The sequence below is a fragment of the Pseudomonas sp. ADAK7 genome (assembly GCF_012935675.1).
Classification (GTDB): Bacteria; Pseudomonadota; Gammaproteobacteria; order Pseudomonadales; family Pseudomonadaceae; genus Aquipseudomonas.
On record NZ_CP052861.1, the window covers coordinates 1,365,210 to 1,382,685 of the forward strand.

Genomic DNA, 17,476 nt, shown 5'->3' on the forward strand with positions numbered 1-17,476 from the left:
GTATTGCCAGCAGTTTGGCTAGGATCAGATTCCAGTCATTTGCCTGACTCTTTAATCGATTAGAAGCTCGTCGTATTCGCCGGAAGCCAAGGCGTCCTCGTCGTATGCATAGCCCAGCGACTCGATTTTCTTACGCTTTTTATACAACCCCAGTTCTTGACGTGCATGACTGATCGCCTCTTCTTTAATGTAATCCTCATATCCGCTGAATACTGGGTAATCATTAAAGACCAACAGGGCGTCAAGCTTTCCGTGAAGTGACTCCATGGTCATGGGACGCTTCGTAAGGGCTGTACTCTCCGCGTATAACATGAACTGCTCAGACAGCAAGTGAAGGCGGTAAAGCTCGTCACTATTCAGATAGTTTTTTCCTGTTTTAGCCTCCTCGAGTGTCGGAAAGTCGCCGCGAATTGATTGCATGCCCATTGTTTCAGTATGATGATTCGCCCGATCAAGGATCAGCTTTGAGCTTGTCATTCCAGTAACTGCGTGATGAAATTTATCCTGTAGTAACGAGTAAAAGTTTCTGACCGTTTTCGAACCAGAGTCGTAGTCCGAGGAACAAATTTTGAAACACTCTCGCACCTTGGCGTAGACCTGCTTCTCCTCAGACCGGAGAGCTCGTACTGCAGCGGCAAGCTTGTTGAGTTTTTCTGGCGACTCCCGCAGAGCCTTTTCGTTGATTACATAACCTTGCTCAATGAAGGTTTTCAGTGTCTTAGTGGCCCACTGACGAAACTTCACCGCTCTTTTGGCATTTACGCGATAACCAACAGAGATGATCATGTCGATGTTGTAGTGAGGCACGTCCGCGCGCATCACATCCCGACCACCCTCATTCTGAACTATGGCAAATTTTGCCATGGTTGCCGATTTATCAAGCTCCTCGTCTGCATAAACGTTCTTGATATGCTTTAACGCGTTTGAATAGTCAACGCCAAAGAGCTGAGCAATATTCTGGCCTGTAGCCCAGAGCGACTGGTCCTCGGAGTCAAATCTAAGACTTACTTCCGTCTCCTCATCAGTGAACAGCATTTGGTTATTTTTTGGCTGATTGCTGCCATTTTCTTCCACTGACATTACTTGCTCCGATATTTGATTTCGTAACTTGTCACGATGCCACTCTACCCCCTGCACATCAACCGCGCCCGGCCCAGCGCCGTTTTTTTTGACTGCCCCCTCTCCCCGCACTCTAGACCCTCACTTTCTCGCCGATACTATGGCTGCGCACTTGCGCAACACATTTATTGGAAGAAAGTAATGATCAGAATTTCTTGGCTACTGGCTGTCCTTTGCTGCAGCGCTTCGTCTATTGCCCTAGCCGATGCTTCAAATGAGAAGGACATTCATTGTGCGGCCTACTACGAATTACTGTCGGTTGTTGGCGACCAGCCCGACATAAGTCGCAAACAGTCGTCAAAAGCTTTCTATGCACTTTTGAAGCGCGCCGGCGATACCCAAGAAGCCCAGGACGCCGTAGCGCAAAAGATGGTGGATTTAGGCGAGGAAATCCCAGGACCAATGACCCCGGCCAGCACTGCCAAGCTAAGGGGAAAGTATGACGCGGAGTGCAAGCCGCTGATGAAGGCTGCGTGGTGCGAAGTCTATGAAGATCCGACTGCTTGTGAGGGGTAATGCCTTGGCGGTAGCAGCATAGGTATCCATCATCGAGCCCTGCCCAGCGCCGGGCTTTTTCATTCCCGCCTTTCGTCGTATCGCTGTTGAGCGGTCACATCGCGTGGCTGCACACTGGCCGGGCTGACGGATCGGCGCCCCTTCGACAAATATCCTGCCCAGTGCGGGCTTTTTGTTGTCTGCGCCCAATGCCCTTATGGAGGAATGAGTCGTGGCCCACCCAAAACTATTCCCGGCTGTGCTGGCCAGCCTTCAATTGAATCAAATGATGATCGGCGAGGCCTTCGAGGAAATCGCAGCGTGGCTGGATAAAGAAGGTGCGACAGAAACGACGCAGAAGCTGAGGGTTCGCGTTGGCGATCTGAGATTCAACGCGGAGGTGATGGATAGGGCAATTACAGAGCTGCTCTCCCCACCCTACCCTGGTCCTCCCATGCACTCTGCGGTGCTCGCAAGTGATGCCCCTGCCTCCTGAACAAGCCTTCGCCACTCGTCGCTGGTGATGAGGTCGGCGCGCTCCATGGCGTCAGCCCGCCTCAACAACCCGAAGTACTTAACCTCTGCATCCATTTGACTTCCAGCCAGTCCGAACAGCTCACGCCAGGCTGTCATGGCCAGTCTTCGCTGTGCCTCTCTCATTTGGAGCACCTTATTATTGTTCTATTGGGGGGTAGAGGGCGGAGCGTTGGAGGCGTTCAGTGTGATGGCACTTCGCGCGACCAATGGTGGCCAGACGTAGTCGAGCGCGGATTTTTCTTTGCTTTTTTGCGTGGCAGTAGTGGTTGCCTATGCTGCTACATGTCCTCATGACTTTTTACAGCCCACCTCCCCTTGGCGGGCTTTTTTTGCCTGAAACTCCTCTGTCACGTCCCGCCTTCCAGCCCCTCGATGGTGTGCGCATAGAAGGCGCTGGCCTCCTCCGCCAGTTCCCGCCATTCCTCTCTGTCGATCACCCCGGTGCGCTTCAGCTCGTCCGCCATCATCACCAGGGCTTCGAACTGTTCTTCGACGCTCATGCGGATCTCAGGTTCTTCCAGCAGCCTGCGCCAAGTAGCTATCGCCTTCTCTTTTTGATCTTCGCTCATTGCAGCTCACCTGGTTGTTTGTAATTGGTAGATGCTGCGCCGTCGCTGATGTTTTGTAGGATCGACGTACGGGGCTGCTAACCCCCACCGCAAAATAAATAGCCAGATCAAAGCCCGCCGCGCGCGGGCTTTTTTTCGCCCACGCAAAAATAATTACCCGAAGGTATTGCATATGAAGTTACCCATAGGTAATGTTCATTCCATCGAAGCCCAGTCCCCACATCGGGACCGGAAGTCGAGACAGCAAAGCAGCACGCACAACCGCTCTTTAGCTTCTCCGCTTCACCTTGCCGGATCACCACCGGCCCAGATTCAAAGGCAGCGATGAACCGGCCTCAACGGTTCAGAGGGTTGGCAACTGACCCAGGCGTGCAGCGTAAAACGCCAAGAACAGTTATCCAGCGGGAGAACAAGCCGAAAGGCCCGCGGCTGGACGAATAATTTGGGATAGGCCAGTGACCGACGCCAGAAGCGGGTCACGGCGGAAAGCATCACTGAAGCCCGTTCAATGAGCGGGTTTTGGGATGACAACCGGAGGGCAACACGATGTTCAACATGGCAACCATGGCGGCCGACGAGTGCCGCACCGACGCTGCTGAAATCAGTTACAGCCGCTGGATCTCGCGCCTTGGCGCAATCCTCGGCCACTTCATTGCTGCAGGGTCGGATGAAGAAAGCGATGCGTTCGACTACTACGCCGATGGCTGCACTCCAGCCGAAGCTGCTGCCGAACTGAAGGCGTGAAGATTCCACTGTCTGGCCTTGGCGACAGGGCCAGACGGGAAATCAACTGACAAGTCAGGCTTGACGGTTCGGAGGCAACAGAGATGGTCACAGCAAGCGACTACGTAGCTGGCTTCAAAAAGCGCCACGCCGCACCGACGAAGCCGCCGATCAATTGGAAGAAGAAGTACCAGGCGGAAAGAAATCTGGTTATCGACGAGGCAATCATCAAGCTGAAGGATGAGATGCGCGGAAAACCGGCAGAGTGGGCTCGCGGTTACAACTCGGCCATCACAACGCTCGAATTGATGAAAGGTAATTGAGTTGTAAACCCGGAGTTTACAACTGCCCGATCCTCTCTATGAGAGCGCATCGGGGTGTGATCTGAATGCCAAGACTGATTGGCTAAGGTCCAGCGGAATTGGGGTAACCCAAGCGGTGACTATCCGCAAAGCCGGAGTTCAGTACCGGCCAGATCACACCCCGATGCGGACGAAACTGCGGCCTATAACCGCCCACCTGCATCAAGTCCTGTAGAGCACCAGTAGCAGAAGGACTCAAAACCCTGGGCCACGGCCAGCAAAGGCTGGCGCCGGAGACGTAACCGGCAAGCAGATGAATGCGCAGTGCTGATGCGCAGAGGGCTCGGGCCTTGTTGGGATACCTCGCGGGATTACAGGGGCGAGGATCGAAGCCGGTCATGCGGAACAGTGACATGACGAACTCAGTACTTCATGCCGGGATCAGCTCCGGCCATCTGCAACACCAACTGCCAGTGGGCTTTCCCGCAGTTGAAACCCCGCACGGAGGGCGCGCCATGAAGTAGCTGAACGATTCACCTGCGTGGCACAGCAAGCCTGAAGGCTGCGCCCAACACTCATTCAGGCAGCGGACAGTAGGCCGTCGATGTCACCGCGCATCGGCCGGGATTCCGGTAGGCCACCCCAGCGCACCAGGACAACTTGACGTTGCAAACCCAGGCCGTCGCCAGTAGCGGGCCTGGGCCCCACATCTCAAAACGGAGCCGCCACATGGAAAAGCTTCAAGTCCAAACGGACAAAGGCTGGGCGTTCGTCTTTTGCTTCATTGGGAAGAAATTGGAAACGACTGACAACCGCGACCACGCCCTTCCACGCAAATGCCCGGAACTTGCGGGCCGCATTCTTGAGGAGTTCGAAAGGGACTTCCCTGAAAGAAAATTCCGGCTGGCCTAATCGGGCCGGCTGCACCCTCCTCCCGACACCACCCGCATGCACTCCCCTCTGCGCCCAACGGCAACGAGCGGAACGGATGAGTGCAGCCGAGTTTTGTTGGATCAACCATCAGGAGCAAGTGATGACCGATATCAAATACACCAGCGACGGCAAAAAGGTTTTGGTCGTCGGCAAGCTCAACGCTGAACAAACCATCGTCCAGGAAATATTCGTCAGCGCCGGGCAGGAAATCCCGAGCGGCGAAAACTTCGTTGTGAAAAGCCTTCACGATCAGCCCGCTGAGTCGTGGAAGGAAAAGAACCTGCGCGAGCTTGAGCAGCGCTACGAAAGTGATCGGAAAAAACTCCAAGCCCAGATTGACCAGCAGGGCAGCCGGCTTTCACTGGCGAAGGAAAAGGCAAAGGTTCATGCCGACGTGCTGCTTAGTTTCGTCAAGGGGGGCGACGTAGGCCAGATTGAAACGTTGAAGCTCTTCATGGCGGGCCAGATCACCCACCTCTTTGTCGCTGGTTATTCGCCCGAAATCATCAGCTGGGCAGACAGCAGCAAGGTCTACGACTGCGACTCCTACGGTGGTCGCACAAGAGTCGAAGGTATCAAGCTCGTCTCCCTGATGGGCAAGTCGGATGGCGACCTCGCCTATCGGTTGCATGACTACCGCGACGGTAGCGGTAGCAGCAAGACAATCTACCCCGCTACCAGCTACGAAGATGCGCTGGCTATGGCCCAGGCGCAGCTAGACAAAGACGCCGCCGCTTACCTCGCTTCGGATCGGATCAGCATCCATCTAACCGATTGGGAAAAAATCGAAGGCATCGCCATCCCTCAGGCTGTTCGTGACAAGCACAGCGCTGAGCAGCACAAGCAAACACTGAAGCGTATCGAAGAATTGCGCACGCAGCTTGCGAAGCTTGAGGCTGAAGTCACTCCTGCCGCCTAACCCCAAACACTGGAGGTCGCCATGAGCGATTTCGGACACTGCGAAGGTGATGTCTGCCGTCGCAAAGGCTGCCAAGGCTTGATCAAGATACGCAAGGCGGACGGCTGTAGCTGCCACATCAACCCTCCTTGCTCGGCTTGCACCGATGCGCGCCACTTCTGTGACAAATGCGAGTGGGACGAAGCTGACGACGTGATCGTCAACGACTACGTCGTCAATGTGGACAAGGCAACCGGCATCTACCGGAGCTGGGAACCTCGCCCACTCGACCCGAGCAAGATCGATTACAGAATCTGCTCGCACACCAACTCCTCGCAGATCTGCGAAGGCGTATACCCCGAAGGCACAACTACAGAAGAAATTCTGGCGAAGGTGCGCGGCACTTTCGGTGGTCGCTTCGAGCGTCTCGGCGAAGGCAAATTTAAGTACATCGCTTACACAGACTGAATCACCCCGCCACTCTGGAGGCGACCATGGCAACCAGCTATGCAGACAGCGCCCAGGCCCGGGAGTGGGACAGGCGCTACGACGCTTGGGGGCGAGAGAAGAGGCCTCAGCCGGAAGAGTTCCACGACTACGAGGCCGAGGCGCTGAAGCGCACCCAGGCACTGGCAGATCGGTCAGTTCGTGAACTGGATGAGCGCAAGGCCAGTGCCAAACGTGTCGCCGCCGCCACTGATGCGATCGGCGAATTCTGGGGCTTGAAGGAGAAGTCGTCGTGAACACACAGCAGCGCGATCACCAAACAGCGATCGGCTGGATCGAGGGCGAGATCGACAACATGATCCGCGACCTCGGGAAGCCCAACGCCAGTTCGGCAGCAACATCGGTCATCACCCTGGCCTACCTGTTGCGCGCCATCGACGACAACGAGCACCGCCACTACCGGGCGCGGGTCGACCAGATCTACGCCACCTACAACGAATCGATCAAGCAAGGAGCTGCAGCATGACGACCCCACCGGTTAAATCCCTGATCGACGAGCAGCTCGATGAAATCGAATCGAAGCTGGTCCTGCTGGGTTTCGGCCTTCCCTTCAACGAGGTGATCGGAAAATCCCGCGAATCCTTGGTTGCCAGCTTGCCACGTCGTTTGGCGGCAACCATGAAGGGTGGTCGGATCGCTGTGAGGGTTCGACCATGAAGCCAGTCTTCTGGCTACTCGCCGCCGGCCTGCTTGTGGTGATGCTCGCCTACAACGTCAAGCGCGAAGCTTCTGGTGTATGCCAGGTGCCGCACTCGACGACCTACCGGGTGTTCCGGTGACCAGTCGCCAGCGGGCGCGGCGCCTGCTGATCTGGCGCGGCTCTTTCCCCGCCCTCGGCCTCTTCGCTTTCCTGATGTTGCTCAGCGCTCTCGCTGACCGCGTCACTCAATAACCCTCACGCCTTTCAAAGCTGCGCACCGCGCGGCAAGGAACTGTCATGTCCGCAAATGCCAAGCAAGCCTCCGTACAAGAATCGCTCGAAATGAGCGAAACCGTCGACGCACCAAAAGCTGTAGTCCCTGCGGTAGCCGTCACCGACATCGCTGAATATCGCCCGCACGAAGAGCAGATCGTCCGCCTGGAAACGACTTACGCGAAGCTGGTCGTTGACTGCTCGACCAGCGAAGGCTTGGCGAATGCGAAAGAAGTACGCGTCGATATCCGCGACGTGCGCTATGCCCTGGCGAACACCACCAAGACCGCGCTCGTTCCGTATCAGCAGAAGGTCAAAGACGCCCAGGCTCGCGTCAACCAGGTGAAGGAGTTCGGCGAGGCCTTGAAGGATCGCGTGCTGGCGATCGAGGCGCCTGTCGACGAAGCAATCAAGGCCGAAGAAAAGCGCGTAGCTGACGCCAAGGCCGAGCGCGAGCGCGTCGAGGCCGAACGTGTCGAAGCCATCAGGGCAAAGATTACCCGCTTCAGCTCGGTGGCTGCTGGATATGCGAGCCGTAGCGCCGTCGATATCGCCGAAATCCTGCAAGGCGTGAAGCTATCGGTGATCCTGCCGGAAGAATATGCAGAGTTCGAAGCTGAAGGCACCATCGCTCGCGATAACGCTATTGAGCAGTTGGAAACGCTGCACAAGTCTGCCCTGGATCGAGAAGAGGCTGCCGCCAAGCTGCTGGTCCAGCAGAAAGAACTTGATGAGCTGCGCGAGAAGCAGCGCATTGCCGACGCTGAGGCTGAGGAGTTGCGCAAGCAACGTGCCGAGGAGGACCGCCTGCGCTTGAAGAAGCAGCAGGACGAACTGGACCAGCAGCGCCGCGACATGGAAGCCCAGCAACGCCAACAGCGCGAGCGCGATGCACAGTATCAACGTGACCAGGAAGAACTGGTCCGTCTCCGCGCCCAGGCCGCCGCGCCTGCTCCAGTCACCCCGGTGGCCGCGCCAGTGGTCGCAGAGAAGGTCGAAGTCGTGCCCATCGGCGCACATGCAGCCGCCGCTCAATCCGACGACGTAACTACGACCGCCCCATCGGTTGACGACATTGTCGAGGTTGTAGCCCTGGGCTTCGACGTGGACCTCGACACTGCTCGCGCCTGGCTTCAAGCCATCCGCTTCTAACTCCCCTCTTTCCATCTAAAGGCCGACCAACTCCTGACCGGCCACGGAGAGCGCAATGACCGATTCAGACAACCAAGCACAAACCGGCCTCGCCACGTACCACGATCCATCGCACAACGCGGCAGCGCTCATTCTCGACCCAGGCACCATGAAGTCGATGAGCGACCTCGCGCTGATGATGTCGAAAGGCGTGACAGCGGTCCCCAAGCATCTGAGGGGCAATCAAGCTGACTGCATGGCGGTGGTGTTACAGGCGATGCAGTGGCAGATGAACCCATTCGCTGTTGCGCAGAAGACATTCATCGTCAATGGCGGCGCGTTGAGTTATGAGGCGCAACTCGTCAACGCGGTGATCATCGCCAAGGCCCCCGTCAAGGGTCGCTTGAACTTCGAATGGTTCGGTGCCTGGGAAAACGTCATCGGGAAGATGCGCGAAGTCACTAGCCGGACCAAGAAGGACGAGGACACTGGCGAGTTCAAGAAGTATCGCGTTCCCGGATGGAGCTTTGACGATGAGAAGGGCCTCGGCATCAAGGTCTGGGCAACCTTCAAAGGTGAAGACGAGCCGCGCGTTCTGGAACTCCTGCTTACCCAGGTCCGCACGCGGAACTCTACGCTTTGGGCGGAAGACCCCAAACAGCAGATCGCCTACCTAGTGACAAAAAAATGGGCGCGACTCTTCTGCCCTGACGTCATCCTCGGCGTCTATACCCCCGACGAATTCGAAGACTCGTACGGCGGCGAAATCGATATCACTCCTGCCAAGCAGGCTTCAAACACCGCGGCCACTGCTGGCGTGTCGTTCGGTCCGAAATCCCCATCTCCGGAAATCGACGGAGTATTTGCGGACCTTTTGGTCGTCGCGAAACAGCAGGACATCGAAGCCTATGCGACAGCCTGGGCAGGCCTCAAGCCTAAACAGCGTGCAGCCATCGGCCTGGAATGCCACGAAGCGCTGAAGAACATGGCGGCTACCGTTGATGCCGACTTTACCGACATGAATGGCACCCACGACGGCCTGACTCAGGCCGGGGAAGCGGCATAGTGAGAACGGAACTTCAGGGCACTGAAAAGTGGAATGCAGACCGGTCTGGCCGAGTGACCGCCAGCCGGTTTAAAGACGTGCTGGCCTGGGGTAAGCCCGACAAAAATGGCAAGCGCGAGCCGATGCAAGCGCGTACCTCCTACATGCGCGAACTGTGCTTCGAGCGACTGGCAAAGAAGTCGAAACACAACGTCAGCAGTGCTTCCATGAAGTGGGGCCACACCGAAGAGCAGAAGGCGCAGGACGCCTACGAGATGTTAACCGGCAACATCGTCATACCGTCCGAGTTCATCGTCCACCCGAAGTACGACTGGCTTGGCTGCTCTCCAGACGGCTTGGTCCAAGATGACGGGGGCACAGAGTCGAAGTGCCCTTTCAATGAAGCGATTCACGTCAGGACATGGCTCGAAGGCATGCCAGAGGAACACATGCCGCAGGTCCAGGGCTGCATGTTCGTTACGGGCCGAAAATGGTGGGACTTTCTGTCGTTCGATTCTCGCCAGGATGAAGAGTGTCAGCTCTACATCGAGACGATTCACCGCGACGAAGACTACATCGCAAACCTGCACATTGAACTGGTCCAGTTCAACCTGGAGCTGAATCGTATGGTTGATGAGGTCGCGGACAAAGCTCGTGCGCAAGCCCATCGTTTAGGAGCCTGATCATGATCAGCAACCACCTCAACATCATCAACGAGCGCCAACCAGTGGCCATGGAACTCGCCACCCAGGTCGCGCAGTTCCTGGCCATGGTCTTTATCCAGCGGGCGCCAGCCTCCGAACTTCCAACGGCCCGCGGTGAAATCCGAAACGTCGCAGCAGATTTCGCGGATCCGCGCCTTGGCCAAGAAACTGACCAGGGCCGAAATATGCGAGCAAGAAAGTATAACGATGGGGGTTCTTCGGGGCATTGCTGCGCGCTACGCCATTGAGTTCACCGCCGGCCCGAAGAAGGCTTTCGCGCCGAACAAGACGGCGCTTGAATCCGATTCGTTGCTGGTCACCCAGGTGAAGGACTGCATAGCCAAAGGCATCAACCGAACGCGGTGTTGCGCAACCCTGGGCATCAGCTCAACGCTGCTCTACCGGTTGATCAAGGATTACGACATCGATTATCCGAAGCTGGAGCCGGCGTTTCGATGAAGAGCCGGTCACAACAACGCAAACGACAAACCTGGCTGGCGCTGCCGGCCAGTGGCATAGAAGAGGTTGGCCATGGCCAAGAGTGGACAAGAGCGATCGGCGAAGGCCGCCGAGAAGCGGATCGAGTACGACGAGAAGGAACTGCGGCACCGGGTCAGGCTCGGTACGCGGCAGACGCTGGAAACGCTCATGGCCTGGAACGATGATACCGAGCAGGCCTCAGTGATTGAAGGCTGCCTGCGCTATGTGCATTCGCTCGGACCTGAGGGTGCTCGAATGGCATTAACTGCGCGCCACAAAATCGTAATTAGCGATAACGTGGCGCGGAAATTTCACAATCAGAGCCTGATCGAGATTCGAAAAAACCCTGGCGATGAAATTGTTAGTCCATAAATGTTCTAATCGTTCCGCTTCTGAATTAGTTTTACTTATTAGTGTATGCGGCCTCTCTGATTTTCAATGCGAGTTGGTTTTCACCTAGCGATAATCGATCCGCATGAGCCACATGTTCGAAGTTCAGCAGCCGTTGAGCATCCAAATTATCAAACAAAGCATACTCAATTGCAAAACGATTGAATTTTCGTCCTTTTTCACTAAGGCAATTATAAAAAATAAATACCAGCTCATAATCAGATAACAAAGAGCGCATGACTGCTCCTAAATGTTTTCTTTGCGAAGGATCCACCCCATCAAGAAATCTAAATACAGAATAAAGACTTCTAAAGTAAAGACCCAAATCGCCCTGATGAGCTCTGTATATTTTTTTAAAAGCTTCAATTCCTCGGCTGATATCCGGCTTGCCTTGAAAATCTGGGCTCAGAGCGACGTACCGCGCCTGCATTTTTCGCTTCCAATCGCGAAAGCAATCTCGTCCCTGTATCGTATGGGCATCGGGACCACTACGATGCAAATCAAATCCTTGGACAACTTGCTGCTGAAGGGCAAGCATATTGTAAAATTGTGACTCTGTTTGCTGCTTAGCGTTTTGAATATGACTTTCCTTTAAATCCTTTCTCTGAAAATAAAGCGTGATTAGTACGCCAGAGAACGCCAAGCCTGAAAAAAGGGCATTTAGGGCGCCAAATGCATCTCCAAATGTCCCACTGCGAACCCCCTTCAAATCAGTAATAGCCTCCGACGAGGAATAACCTGAGTACAAAAAATAATAATAGCCAACATATGCTATTAATACTGCCAATACACCGCCAGCGATCATTGCTTCAGCACTAATTCTTTTCTTCATATATTTATACCTATCTGACCCGGCTCCATGCCGGTCAACCGTAATACCTTAACCCAAATCAAAATGCCACCACCGGTCACGGAGGGCGGCGCCTGACTGGAAATAATCCTTGACCCACAACTGCGCATACGTCCGGCAGCACTATCAAGTGCCCGCAGAAATCGGCCGCCGCGTGATTGCCCACGGGAAGCCCGGCGTCATCCTGGCGGATCGTGGCCACTACATCGGCGTGGCGTTGGATGAAGCCCCGAAGAAGCGCATCGGCAACTACCACCCAACGCACGAAATGCAGTACGGCGAAATGGCCGAGACGCTGCCGCTGAAAGAGTGGTTGGCCCTGCAGTTCAAGCATGACTGGGATGATCTGGACTGGAACCGCGAGGCCCGCGAAGATCTGGTCAGGGGTGTGGGCTGCCACTCGAAGTCAGGCCAAATACAAGGCCTACGAGCGGCTTCAGGATTACTGCCACAGCATAAAGGCGATGTTGCACTTTAACGTTCGGCGCGCCTGATTAGTCATAATTTATTGCTTCAGATCAAACTCTTCAGCGCAAGCTTATGCCGATGTCACAACCGTGCATCCCTACCGTTGAAAAAGCACTCCAGTTCTTTCCATCAGTGGATATCCGCAGAGCACTCTCGTCGCCACTTAAGAAATAACCTTCAAATAGCATATCGATTCTTTCGATAGCGATTGCATGCGGAGGTAATGTCCGCACTTGCAGAGCAATGTCCGTAGGGCCACGACGAATTGTTATCAAAGGCCCGACAATTTCCACATCCCAATTGTCGTCACCGGCTGACCACACGTTGTCATCGATCCTCAGTGTTGTTGCGCCTGTTGTATCCGCAAGAAATCCCGATAGTAGAACCGGTGCACCCGGCTCTTCGGGAGGTCGAACAGATAGCAGGTTCACTCCATGGACCTGAATTAGAACTTTACAATCAACGAAGCTGACGCCGGCAAATCGAACTTCAATAGGATCAGGGCCGAAATCAAACAACTCTGAGGCAAACCCTTGCTGCTTGCACACAGGGTTATCGTTCGCTCTGGCAACAGTTGCGGCAGATAGAGTTCCACGCGCTCGTTTTTGATTGCACTGCATGCAGAGCAGAGTCATCCCGGCTGGATTGTGCTCCTTCGCATCCTTGAAGTCGGGATCGAAGTGCTCGTAATCATAGTAAGCCAAGCCGCATATCACGCAGCCGAACCCACACCGAGTCCGGATTTCACGACGGACATCCTTTGGCACGTACCGGCCAAGTCCATGCTGGTTTCGCTCTGCCATTGCTTTCTCTCGAATGTGTCCAGCCCATGTCGGGCCGAACACAAATAACCCACTTCAACGAATCACGCCAGCAGCCGAAAGGCACCACCTACCGCGCTGACGACTCTGAAAATCGATCAGTCGCTTTCCTGTAATTCGCCAGGTCGATGATCTGCCGCAAACAGATCACGACTTCCAGCTTCTGCTTGTCGTCGGGTATCCCTATTCGCTTCAGCATCATTCGCGCGTCTTCCTCGATCGCCGCGAGTGCATCGATATCGCTTTGCAGTCTCATGTCGGCCTCCAGCCAGGCTGAGTTCGACATAAATAAATACCCCAACTTTTTGAATCACGCCAGCCGGCGAGGATCCCCTATGTCCGCACAACAGAAGAAACACCCCTTCGATTTCAAAACCCAATACGGACTTGGCTTCAGCACTCAGGACGATGAGATCGTTGTCGACTTCTTTTGTGGTGGTGGTGGCGCCGGTACCGGTCTGGAAATGGGCTTGGGCCGCGCGGTGAACGTAGCGAAGAACCACAACCCTCAAGCGATCAGCATGCACACCGTGAATCACCCGGGCGCTGTTCATTACACCACCGACGTGTTCGAGGGTGATCCGGATACCGAATGCGGCGGCAAGGCCGTTGGCTGGTTCCACATGTCGCCGGATTGCACACATCACAGCCAGGCCGCCGGCGGCCAGCCGCGTAAGCGTGAGATTCGTAACCTGTCATGGATTGGTCTGAAGTGGGCCGGCAAGAAGAAGCCCCGCGTCATCAGCCTAGAGAACGTGAAACAGATCCTCCAGTGGGGGCCGCTGATCGCCAAACGCTGCAAGGCAACTGGCCGAGTGATGAAGTTGGGTGGAGCCATTGCCGAGCTGGGTGAAGTCGTCCCGGTCCACCAGCAGTTCCTGGTGCCTGACCCGAAGCGCCGCGGCCAGACCTGGGCAACCTTCGTTGCCGAGCTGCAGCGCTTGGGCTATGTCGTCGAGTGGCGCGTCATCAAGGCCTGCGACTTCGGCGCGCCAACCAGTCGGGAACGTTTGTTCATGATCGCCCGCTGTGACGGTGAGCCCATTGTCTGGCCGGCGCCGACACACGCCAAGCACCCGGTGAAGGGTCAGCAGAAGTGGCGCACCGCCGCCGAATGCATCGACTGGACGATCCCGAGCAAAAGCATCTTCGATCGGCCCAAGCCGCTGGCACCCGCCACCCTGCGCCGAATCGCCAAGGGCATGAAGAAGTTCGTCATCGATGCCGCCGACCCTTTTATCGTGCCGATCGCAAACTGGTCCGGAGAAAGCGTGCAGTCAGCGCACGACCCGCTGCGCACTGTCACCTCTTGGCCGCGCGGCGGATCCTTCGCAATGGCCAGCCCGATCATCGCGCCAGCCACGCACCAGGGCAGCGACCGGATCAACGACCCACACGCCCCGCTGCCGACGGTGACCTGCGCCAACCGCGGAGAGCTGACGCTGATCAGTCCGACGCTCATTCAGACCGGATACGGCGAACGCCCGGGACAGGAGCCGCGCGTGCCTGGTCTGGATCAGCCGCTTGGCACAGTGGTAGCCGGCGGTGTGAAGCATGCTCTCACCAGTGCTGTCTTGGTCGGTACCGGTGGACCTGAGTACTCGGGCAAGCCGGCATCGATTGATCAGCCGGCCGGGACGCTGATGACCCAGAACCACCGCGCGATCGCCGCCGCGCACCTAGTGAAGTTCCGGTTTTCGGATGAAGGCAAGGCACTCAATGAGCCGCTGCCGACCATCACCAGCGGCGGCAACTATCAGCGCCCAGCCGGAGCGGCCCACGCGATGGGTATCTCGACGGTGTTCATGGCCCAGATGAATGGCGGCTTCAACACCACCGACGCCAAGAGCATCGAAGACCCGATGACGACGGTCACCAACACTGGCAGCCAGCAGCAGTTGGTGACGGCGAACCTGGTGCATCTGCGCGGCAACTGCGACGCGCGGGACGCAGCAGACCCGCTACACACCATCAGCGCCGGCGGCACCCACCACGGATTGGTCACCGCCTTCATGGAACGCCAGTTTGGCGCCAGCGTTGGCCAGGCCGTGGACGAACCCGCACCAACCATCACGGCGGGAGGCGGCGGCAAAAGCTCGCTGGTCGAGTTTCAGCTTTCGCCCGAGGTAGAAGCCGGCGCGCTGCTGGTCGCAGCATTCTTGATCAGCTACTACGGCACTGAGAACGTGAGCGCCGCTGGCGAGCCCGCACCGACCATCACCACCAAGGACCGGCTGGCCCTGGTCACCGTCACCATCAAAGGCACTCCGTACGTGATCGTCGACATCTGCCTGCGGATGCTGCAACCGGCAGAGCTCTACAAGGCTCAGGGCTTCCCCGCTGACTACATCATCAGCCACGGCGCCGATGGCAAACCATTCACCAAGACCCAGCAGGTGCACATGTGCGGGAACAGCGTCAGCCCGCCGCCAATGGCAGCATTGGCTCGCGCCAACGACCCGTGGCGAGCAATAGAAAGGCAGGCGGCCGCCGCTTAATCCCATACCCCAGAACCGCAAAACCCCCTCCATTGCTGGAAGGGGTTTTGTGGAGAGGATGGGATTCGAACCCATGGAACGGTTGCCCATTCGCCGACTTATTAGGACGGTGCAATCGGCCACTCTGCCACCTCTGGAAAGCTTTTGCTTTCCGCAGGAGGCTGAGCGGCAGGAAATTTAACTCACCGCCAAGAAAATATCAATACGCCACTACCGGCGAGGACGCTCCATGCCCACAGAAAAACAAAAGGCCTATCACGTTGGTGAAGGGTCCGAAGGCGAACATGTCATCACCTTCGCCAGCAGCAGCGCCCAGGCTCGCCGCGAAGGCGGGAACGAACTGAACCTGGCCTTCGAGGAAGTGAGCTTTTGCCGGCGCGCGCCGTGGGCAGATGAATTCGCCGGGCAATCTTTCATTCCAGCAAAGGCGTATCACGACCAAGGCTGGTGGCTGTACTGCAACAACTGCGAAACCCCGCTTTATGAGGACGCCGAGGACGACGAAGGTAATCCGCTCACGCTCATCTACGCCGGCCGGCACGCCTACTGCGATCAGGACTGCAAAGACTTGCGGGACAAGCTGATCGCAGATGCAAACGCCAAGGGTGAATCCTTCAAGGTCAGGGTGCTGGCCGAGCGCCCCGACCTAACATTCGGCGAATTTAAGATTGGCTACCCGTGGATCGTCATGTCCACCACGTTCAAATTCCCCGGCTGCCAGTACGGCGGCTCAGTCCGCGATCAGGAAGATAACGGCGACCTGACTTGGTACGTGGCCCAGGGTGACAAAGCAGCGTGGGACTTCTATCAGCAGGAGCGTGCGGCATGATCAGTCTCTTCTGGCGTATCGCCGCCAAGCTACCGGCTGAAATCTACGCTATATGAATCGACGGCAGTATCGCCACTGGCGACGAGCAGTTGCAGCATGCTAGCTAACACCACCTATCACAACATCCCGGGCGCCTCTTTCTAGGAAGTTACTGCTAATGGATAACTTCAATACCGAAAACAATTACCCTTGAGCAATATACGTGACTAGCTGCCTGCCATACGCAATACCGATTGTATGCAGCAAGCATGTTCATGTCGTTGACAGGGTTACTAACCTTAGTTTCTTTGGCTAGTCGCTCTATGCCTTCAAGATATCTTGGCGGAACTGGAACTATTTGCTGAGCCGCAACATCGATAAACATAAAAGACACAAAGTTATTTGCATCTAAATTAAACAGCTGTATCAAAACACCATCATCGACATTACCTTCAACCATTCCACGATCACAAAGTAGAATACCGACACCACCACCCTCATTGTCGTAACTAAAGACCGTAATATCTTTTACTAGGCGCTCATTCTCCACCAAAGACTTGACCATTGTTTCAAGCAAATTTAGTCCATTATCAAGCGGCTGAAGAATCAAAAGATATATGGCCTTTAACCACTCAATATATTCATCTTCCGATACACCATATTCCCTGCAAATTCTTGCAACCTGGCTTCTACGACCATCGTCGATGCTAGAGAAATTTTCCGCCAACTGCGCACTACCCGGCACAACGCCTTTCAACGACGCAAGGGTGTGTAGTGTTTTTTTGATTGAATAGGGATTTCTGAATGAGTTTAGAAACTTCAAAAGATAAAGCCTTAAAATTTCCACTTTGAAATCTGTTGAATTTGGATCCGCAATTTTTTCAAGCAGAGATTTCGTTAACTCTCCGATATCATTTTCGTAGACCTGAAAGGCAGCTTCTAAATTTTCTTGACCGCCTCCCTCTAACATCTTAAGAGCATACAAATCTTTAATCGCAAGATTCTTTTCTATCTTTTTACCTGCAAGATCCAGATTTTTTATTATTTTTGACTCAGCATCAACGACCTCAAACTTGAAGATCCGCTGATTTTCTGAACTGACGGATTTATCAATCGCATTTAGCCGCTGTTCAACTTGCGATATATAGTGATGATTTCTAGCCTTGCTTCTTTCCATAGTTTCACCTACTACCCAGCTCATTGATCCCAGCCCAATCTTGACATCTTTTTATCCCAGTTTTCAATTTAACGCCACCCTATAGTTTTGTGGTTGCACGGAGTCTTA

Annotated in this window: 25 protein-coding genes, 1 tRNA gene and 1 pseudogene; 20 read left to right on the forward strand and 7 right to left on the reverse strand. The window is 55.4% G+C overall.

Features of this window, described 5'->3' with window-relative positions; translation table 11 throughout:
- Window positions 1-51 precede the first annotated feature (51 nt).
- Window positions 52-1,080 (reverse strand): RhuM family protein, encoded by a 1,029-nt coding sequence (rhuM, locus tag HKK53_RS06105; protein WP_169370016.1) that lies wholly within the window; start codon window positions 1,078-1,080, stop codon window positions 52-54.
- Between the two features lie 180 nt (window positions 1,081-1,260).
- On the opposite strand from rhuM, the gene HKK53_RS06110 reads away from it, so the two are divergent.
- Both HKK53_RS06110 and HKK53_RS06115 read left to right on the forward strand, forming a co-directional pair.
- The gene (locus tag HKK53_RS06110) at window positions 1,261-1,635 is read left to right on the forward strand and encodes a hypothetical protein (RefSeq protein ID WP_169370017.1); all 375 of its coding nucleotides are present in this window, start codon (window positions 1,261-1,263) and stop codon (window positions 1,633-1,635) included.
- Window positions 1,636-1,846: 211 nt separating this feature from the next.
- Window positions 1,847-2,110 carry a hypothetical protein gene (locus tag HKK53_RS06115; RefSeq protein ID WP_169370018.1) on the forward strand — a complete coding sequence of 88 codons (264 nt, stop codon included), beginning with the start codon at window positions 1,847-1,849 and terminating at the stop codon, window positions 2,108-2,110.
- Window positions 2,111-2,498: 388 nt separating this feature from the next.
- Here HKK53_RS06115 and HKK53_RS06120 read toward each other — a convergent pair whose 3' ends face one another.
- The gene (locus tag HKK53_RS06120; protein WP_169370019.1) at window positions 2,499-2,720 is read right to left on the reverse strand and encodes a hypothetical protein; all 222 of its coding nucleotides are present in this window, start codon (window positions 2,718-2,720) and stop codon (window positions 2,499-2,501) included.
- 546 nt (window positions 2,721-3,266) lie between these two features.
- Here HKK53_RS06120 and HKK53_RS06125 point away from each other — a divergent pair.
- From HKK53_RS06125 to HKK53_RS06190, 15 genes are all read left to right on the forward strand, one after another.
- Window positions 3,267-3,464, forward strand: a complete 198-nt coding sequence (locus HKK53_RS06125) for a hypothetical protein (protein WP_169370020.1) — start codon at window positions 3,267-3,269, stop codon at window positions 3,462-3,464.
- Window positions 3,465-3,547: 83 nt separating this feature from the next.
- On the forward strand, window positions 3,548-3,766 hold the full coding sequence (locus tag HKK53_RS06130; protein WP_169370021.1) for a hypothetical protein: 219 nt from the start codon (window positions 3,548-3,550) through the stop codon (window positions 3,764-3,766).
- Window positions 3,767-4,474: 708 nt separating this feature from the next.
- Window positions 4,475-4,657: a hypothetical protein gene (locus tag HKK53_RS06135; protein ID WP_169370022.1), complete on the forward strand. Its 183-nt coding sequence runs from the start codon at window positions 4,475-4,477 to the stop codon at window positions 4,655-4,657.
- A 121-nt stretch (window positions 4,658-4,778) separates the two neighbouring features.
- Complete coding sequence (locus HKK53_RS06140; protein ID WP_169370023.1) at window positions 4,779-5,597, forward strand: hypothetical protein; 819 nt, start codon at window positions 4,779-4,781, stop codon at window positions 5,595-5,597.
- A 21-nt stretch (window positions 5,598-5,618) separates the two neighbouring features.
- Window positions 5,619-6,044 carry a hypothetical protein gene (locus tag HKK53_RS06145; RefSeq protein WP_169370024.1) on the forward strand — a complete coding sequence of 142 codons (426 nt, stop codon included), beginning with the start codon at window positions 5,619-5,621 and terminating at the stop codon, window positions 6,042-6,044.
- Between the two features lie 26 nt (window positions 6,045-6,070).
- Window positions 6,071-6,319: a hypothetical protein gene (locus HKK53_RS06150; protein WP_169370025.1), complete on the forward strand. Its 249-nt coding sequence runs from the start codon at window positions 6,071-6,073 to the stop codon at window positions 6,317-6,319.
- A complete protein-coding gene (locus HKK53_RS06155; RefSeq protein WP_169370026.1) occupies window positions 6,316-6,549 on the forward strand; it encodes a hypothetical protein in 234 nt (77 codons plus the stop codon). Before HKK53_RS06150 ends, HKK53_RS06155 begins: the two co-directional genes overlap by 4 nt.
- On the forward strand, window positions 6,546-6,740 hold the full coding sequence (locus tag HKK53_RS06160; protein ID WP_169370027.1) for a hypothetical protein: 195 nt from the start codon (window positions 6,546-6,548) through the stop codon (window positions 6,738-6,740). Before HKK53_RS06155 ends, HKK53_RS06160 begins: the two co-directional genes overlap by 4 nt.
- Entirely contained in the window at window positions 6,737-6,862 is a 126-nt protein-coding gene (locus HKK53_RS32770; RefSeq protein ID WP_272900296.1) for a hypothetical protein, read from the forward strand. Before HKK53_RS06160 ends, HKK53_RS32770 begins: the two co-directional genes overlap by 4 nt.
- Window positions 6,863-7,020: 158 nt before the next feature.
- Window positions 7,021-8,148 carry a hypothetical protein gene (locus tag HKK53_RS06165; protein WP_237150708.1) on the forward strand — a complete coding sequence of 376 codons (1,128 nt, stop codon included), beginning with the start codon at window positions 7,021-7,023 and terminating at the stop codon, window positions 8,146-8,148.
- Window positions 8,149-8,203: 55 nt separating this feature from the next.
- Window positions 8,204-9,193: a RecT family recombinase gene (locus HKK53_RS06170; RefSeq protein WP_169370028.1), complete on the forward strand. Its 990-nt coding sequence runs from the start codon at window positions 8,204-8,206 to the stop codon at window positions 9,191-9,193.
- Entirely contained in the window at window positions 9,193-9,855 is a 663-nt protein-coding gene (locus tag HKK53_RS06175; RefSeq protein ID WP_169370029.1) for a lambda exonuclease family protein, read from the forward strand. Before HKK53_RS06170 ends, HKK53_RS06175 begins: the two co-directional genes overlap by 1 nt.
- A 2-nt stretch (window positions 9,856-9,857) precedes the next feature.
- Window positions 9,858-10,124: a hypothetical protein gene (locus tag HKK53_RS06180; protein WP_169370030.1), complete on the forward strand. Its 267-nt coding sequence runs from the start codon at window positions 9,858-9,860 to the stop codon at window positions 10,122-10,124.
- The gene (locus HKK53_RS06185; protein ID WP_169370031.1) at window positions 10,084-10,335 is read left to right on the forward strand and encodes a hypothetical protein; all 252 of its coding nucleotides are present in this window, start codon (window positions 10,084-10,086) and stop codon (window positions 10,333-10,335) included. The genes HKK53_RS06180 and HKK53_RS06185 overlap by 41 nt, the downstream gene beginning before the upstream one ends.
- A gap of 72 nt (window positions 10,336-10,407) precedes the next feature.
- Window positions 10,408-10,728, forward strand: coding sequence for a hypothetical protein (locus HKK53_RS06190; RefSeq protein ID WP_169370032.1), 321 nt, complete (start codon window positions 10,408-10,410; stop codon window positions 10,726-10,728).
- Window positions 10,729-10,759: 31 nt separating this feature from the next.
- Here the strand turns inward: HKK53_RS06190 and HKK53_RS06195 are convergent, their stop codons facing one another.
- The gene (locus tag HKK53_RS06195; RefSeq protein ID WP_169370033.1) at window positions 10,760-11,578 is read right to left on the reverse strand and encodes a putative phage abortive infection protein; all 819 of its coding nucleotides are present in this window, start codon (window positions 11,576-11,578) and stop codon (window positions 10,760-10,762) included.
- Between the two features lie 109 nt (window positions 11,579-11,687).
- On the opposite strand from HKK53_RS06195, the pseudogene HKK53_RS06200 reads away from it, so the two are divergent.
- Window positions 11,688-12,090, forward strand: a pseudogene (locus HKK53_RS06200) (hypothetical protein).
- 33 nt (window positions 12,091-12,123) lie between these two features.
- Here HKK53_RS06200 and HKK53_RS06205 read toward each other — a convergent pair.
- Window positions 12,124-12,768, reverse strand: coding sequence for a hypothetical protein (locus tag HKK53_RS06205; RefSeq protein WP_237150712.1), 645 nt, complete (start codon window positions 12,766-12,768; stop codon window positions 12,124-12,126).
- Between the two features lie 187 nt (window positions 12,769-12,955).
- A complete protein-coding gene (locus tag HKK53_RS06210) occupies window positions 12,956-13,141 on the reverse strand; it encodes a hypothetical protein (RefSeq protein ID WP_169370035.1) in 186 nt (61 codons plus the stop codon).
- 79 nt (window positions 13,142-13,220) lie between these two features.
- Here HKK53_RS06210 and HKK53_RS06215 point away from each other — a divergent pair, with 79 nt between their 5' ends.
- On the forward strand, window positions 13,221-15,383 hold the full coding sequence (locus HKK53_RS06215) for a DNA cytosine methyltransferase (protein WP_169370036.1): 2,163 nt from the start codon (window positions 13,221-13,223) through the stop codon (window positions 15,381-15,383).
- Between the two features lie 50 nt (window positions 15,384-15,433).
- Here HKK53_RS06215 and HKK53_RS06220 read toward each other — a convergent pair.
- Window positions 15,434-15,518: transfer RNA gene (locus HKK53_RS06220), tRNA-Ile, on the reverse strand.
- A gap of 94 nt (window positions 15,519-15,612) precedes the next feature.
- Here HKK53_RS06220 and HKK53_RS06225 point away from each other — a divergent pair.
- A complete protein-coding gene (locus HKK53_RS06225; RefSeq protein WP_169370037.1) occupies window positions 15,613-16,212 on the forward strand; it encodes a hypothetical protein in 600 nt (199 codons plus the stop codon).
- Between the two features lie 154 nt (window positions 16,213-16,366).
- On the opposite strand, the gene HKK53_RS06230 is transcribed toward HKK53_RS06225, so the two are convergent.
- On the reverse strand, window positions 16,367-17,392 hold the full coding sequence (locus HKK53_RS06230) for a hypothetical protein (protein WP_169370038.1): 1,026 nt from the start codon (window positions 17,390-17,392) through the stop codon (window positions 16,367-16,369).
- Between the last annotated feature and the right edge of the window lie 84 nt (window positions 17,393-17,476).

Excerpts from the sequence above, each read along its gene's own strand:
- HKK53_RS06135 (WP_169370022.1), top strand. The coding sequence starts at position 4,475 with ATGGAAAAGCTTCAAGTCCAAACGGACAAAGGCTGGGCGTTCGTCTTT.
- HKK53_RS06215 (WP_169370036.1), top strand. The coding sequence starts at position 13,221 with ATGTCCGCACAACAGAAGAAACACCCCTTCGATTTCAAAACCCAATAC.
- HKK53_RS06225 (WP_169370037.1), top strand. The coding sequence starts at position 15,613 with ATGCCCACAGAAAAACAAAAGGCCTATCACGTTGGTGAAGGGTCCGAA.
- HKK53_RS06180 (WP_169370030.1), top strand. The coding sequence starts at position 9,858 with ATGATCAGCAACCACCTCAACATCATCAACGAGCGCCAACCAGTGGCC.
- HKK53_RS06165 (WP_237150708.1), top strand. The coding sequence starts at position 7,021 with ATGTCCGCAAATGCCAAGCAAGCCTCCGTACAAGAATCGCTCGAAATG.
- HKK53_RS06170 (WP_169370028.1), top strand. The coding sequence starts at position 8,204 with ATGACCGATTCAGACAACCAAGCACAAACCGGCCTCGCCACGTACCAC.
- HKK53_RS06230 (WP_169370038.1), bottom strand. The coding sequence starts at position 17,392 with ATGAGCTGGGTAGTAGGTGAAACTATGGAAAGAAGCAAGGCTAGAAAT.
- HKK53_RS06110 (WP_169370017.1), top strand. The coding sequence starts at position 1,261 with ATGATCAGAATTTCTTGGCTACTGGCTGTCCTTTGCTGCAGCGCTTCG.
- HKK53_RS06160 (WP_169370027.1), top strand. The coding sequence starts at position 6,546 with ATGACGACCCCACCGGTTAAATCCCTGATCGACGAGCAGCTCGATGAA.
- HKK53_RS06190 (WP_169370032.1), top strand. The coding sequence starts at position 10,408 with ATGGCCAAGAGTGGACAAGAGCGATCGGCGAAGGCCGCCGAGAAGCGG.
- rhuM (WP_169370016.1), bottom strand. The coding sequence starts at position 1,080 with ATGTCAGTGGAAGAAAATGGCAGCAATCAGCCAAAAAATAACCAAATG.
- HKK53_RS06185 (WP_169370031.1), top strand. The coding sequence starts at position 10,084 with ATGGGGGTTCTTCGGGGCATTGCTGCGCGCTACGCCATTGAGTTCACC.
- HKK53_RS32770 (WP_272900296.1), top strand. The coding sequence starts at position 6,737 with ATGAAGCCAGTCTTCTGGCTACTCGCCGCCGGCCTGCTTGTGGTGATG.
- HKK53_RS06140 (WP_169370023.1), top strand. The coding sequence starts at position 4,779 with ATGACCGATATCAAATACACCAGCGACGGCAAAAAGGTTTTGGTCGTC.
- HKK53_RS06210 (WP_169370035.1), bottom strand. The coding sequence starts at position 13,141 with ATGAGACTGCAAAGCGATATCGATGCACTCGCGGCGATCGAGGAAGAC.
- HKK53_RS06130 (WP_169370021.1), top strand. The coding sequence starts at position 3,548 with ATGGTCACAGCAAGCGACTACGTAGCTGGCTTCAAAAAGCGCCACGCC.
- HKK53_RS06195 (WP_169370033.1), bottom strand. The coding sequence starts at position 11,578 with ATGAAGAAAAGAATTAGTGCTGAAGCAATGATCGCTGGCGGTGTATTG.
- HKK53_RS06120 (WP_169370019.1), bottom strand. The coding sequence starts at position 2,720 with ATGAGCGAAGATCAAAAAGAGAAGGCGATAGCTACTTGGCGCAGGCTG.
- HKK53_RS06125 (WP_169370020.1), top strand. The coding sequence starts at position 3,267 with ATGTTCAACATGGCAACCATGGCGGCCGACGAGTGCCGCACCGACGCT.
- HKK53_RS06150 (WP_169370025.1), top strand. The coding sequence starts at position 6,071 with ATGGCAACCAGCTATGCAGACAGCGCCCAGGCCCGGGAGTGGGACAGG.
- HKK53_RS06145 (WP_169370024.1), top strand. The coding sequence starts at position 5,619 with ATGAGCGATTTCGGACACTGCGAAGGTGATGTCTGCCGTCGCAAAGGC.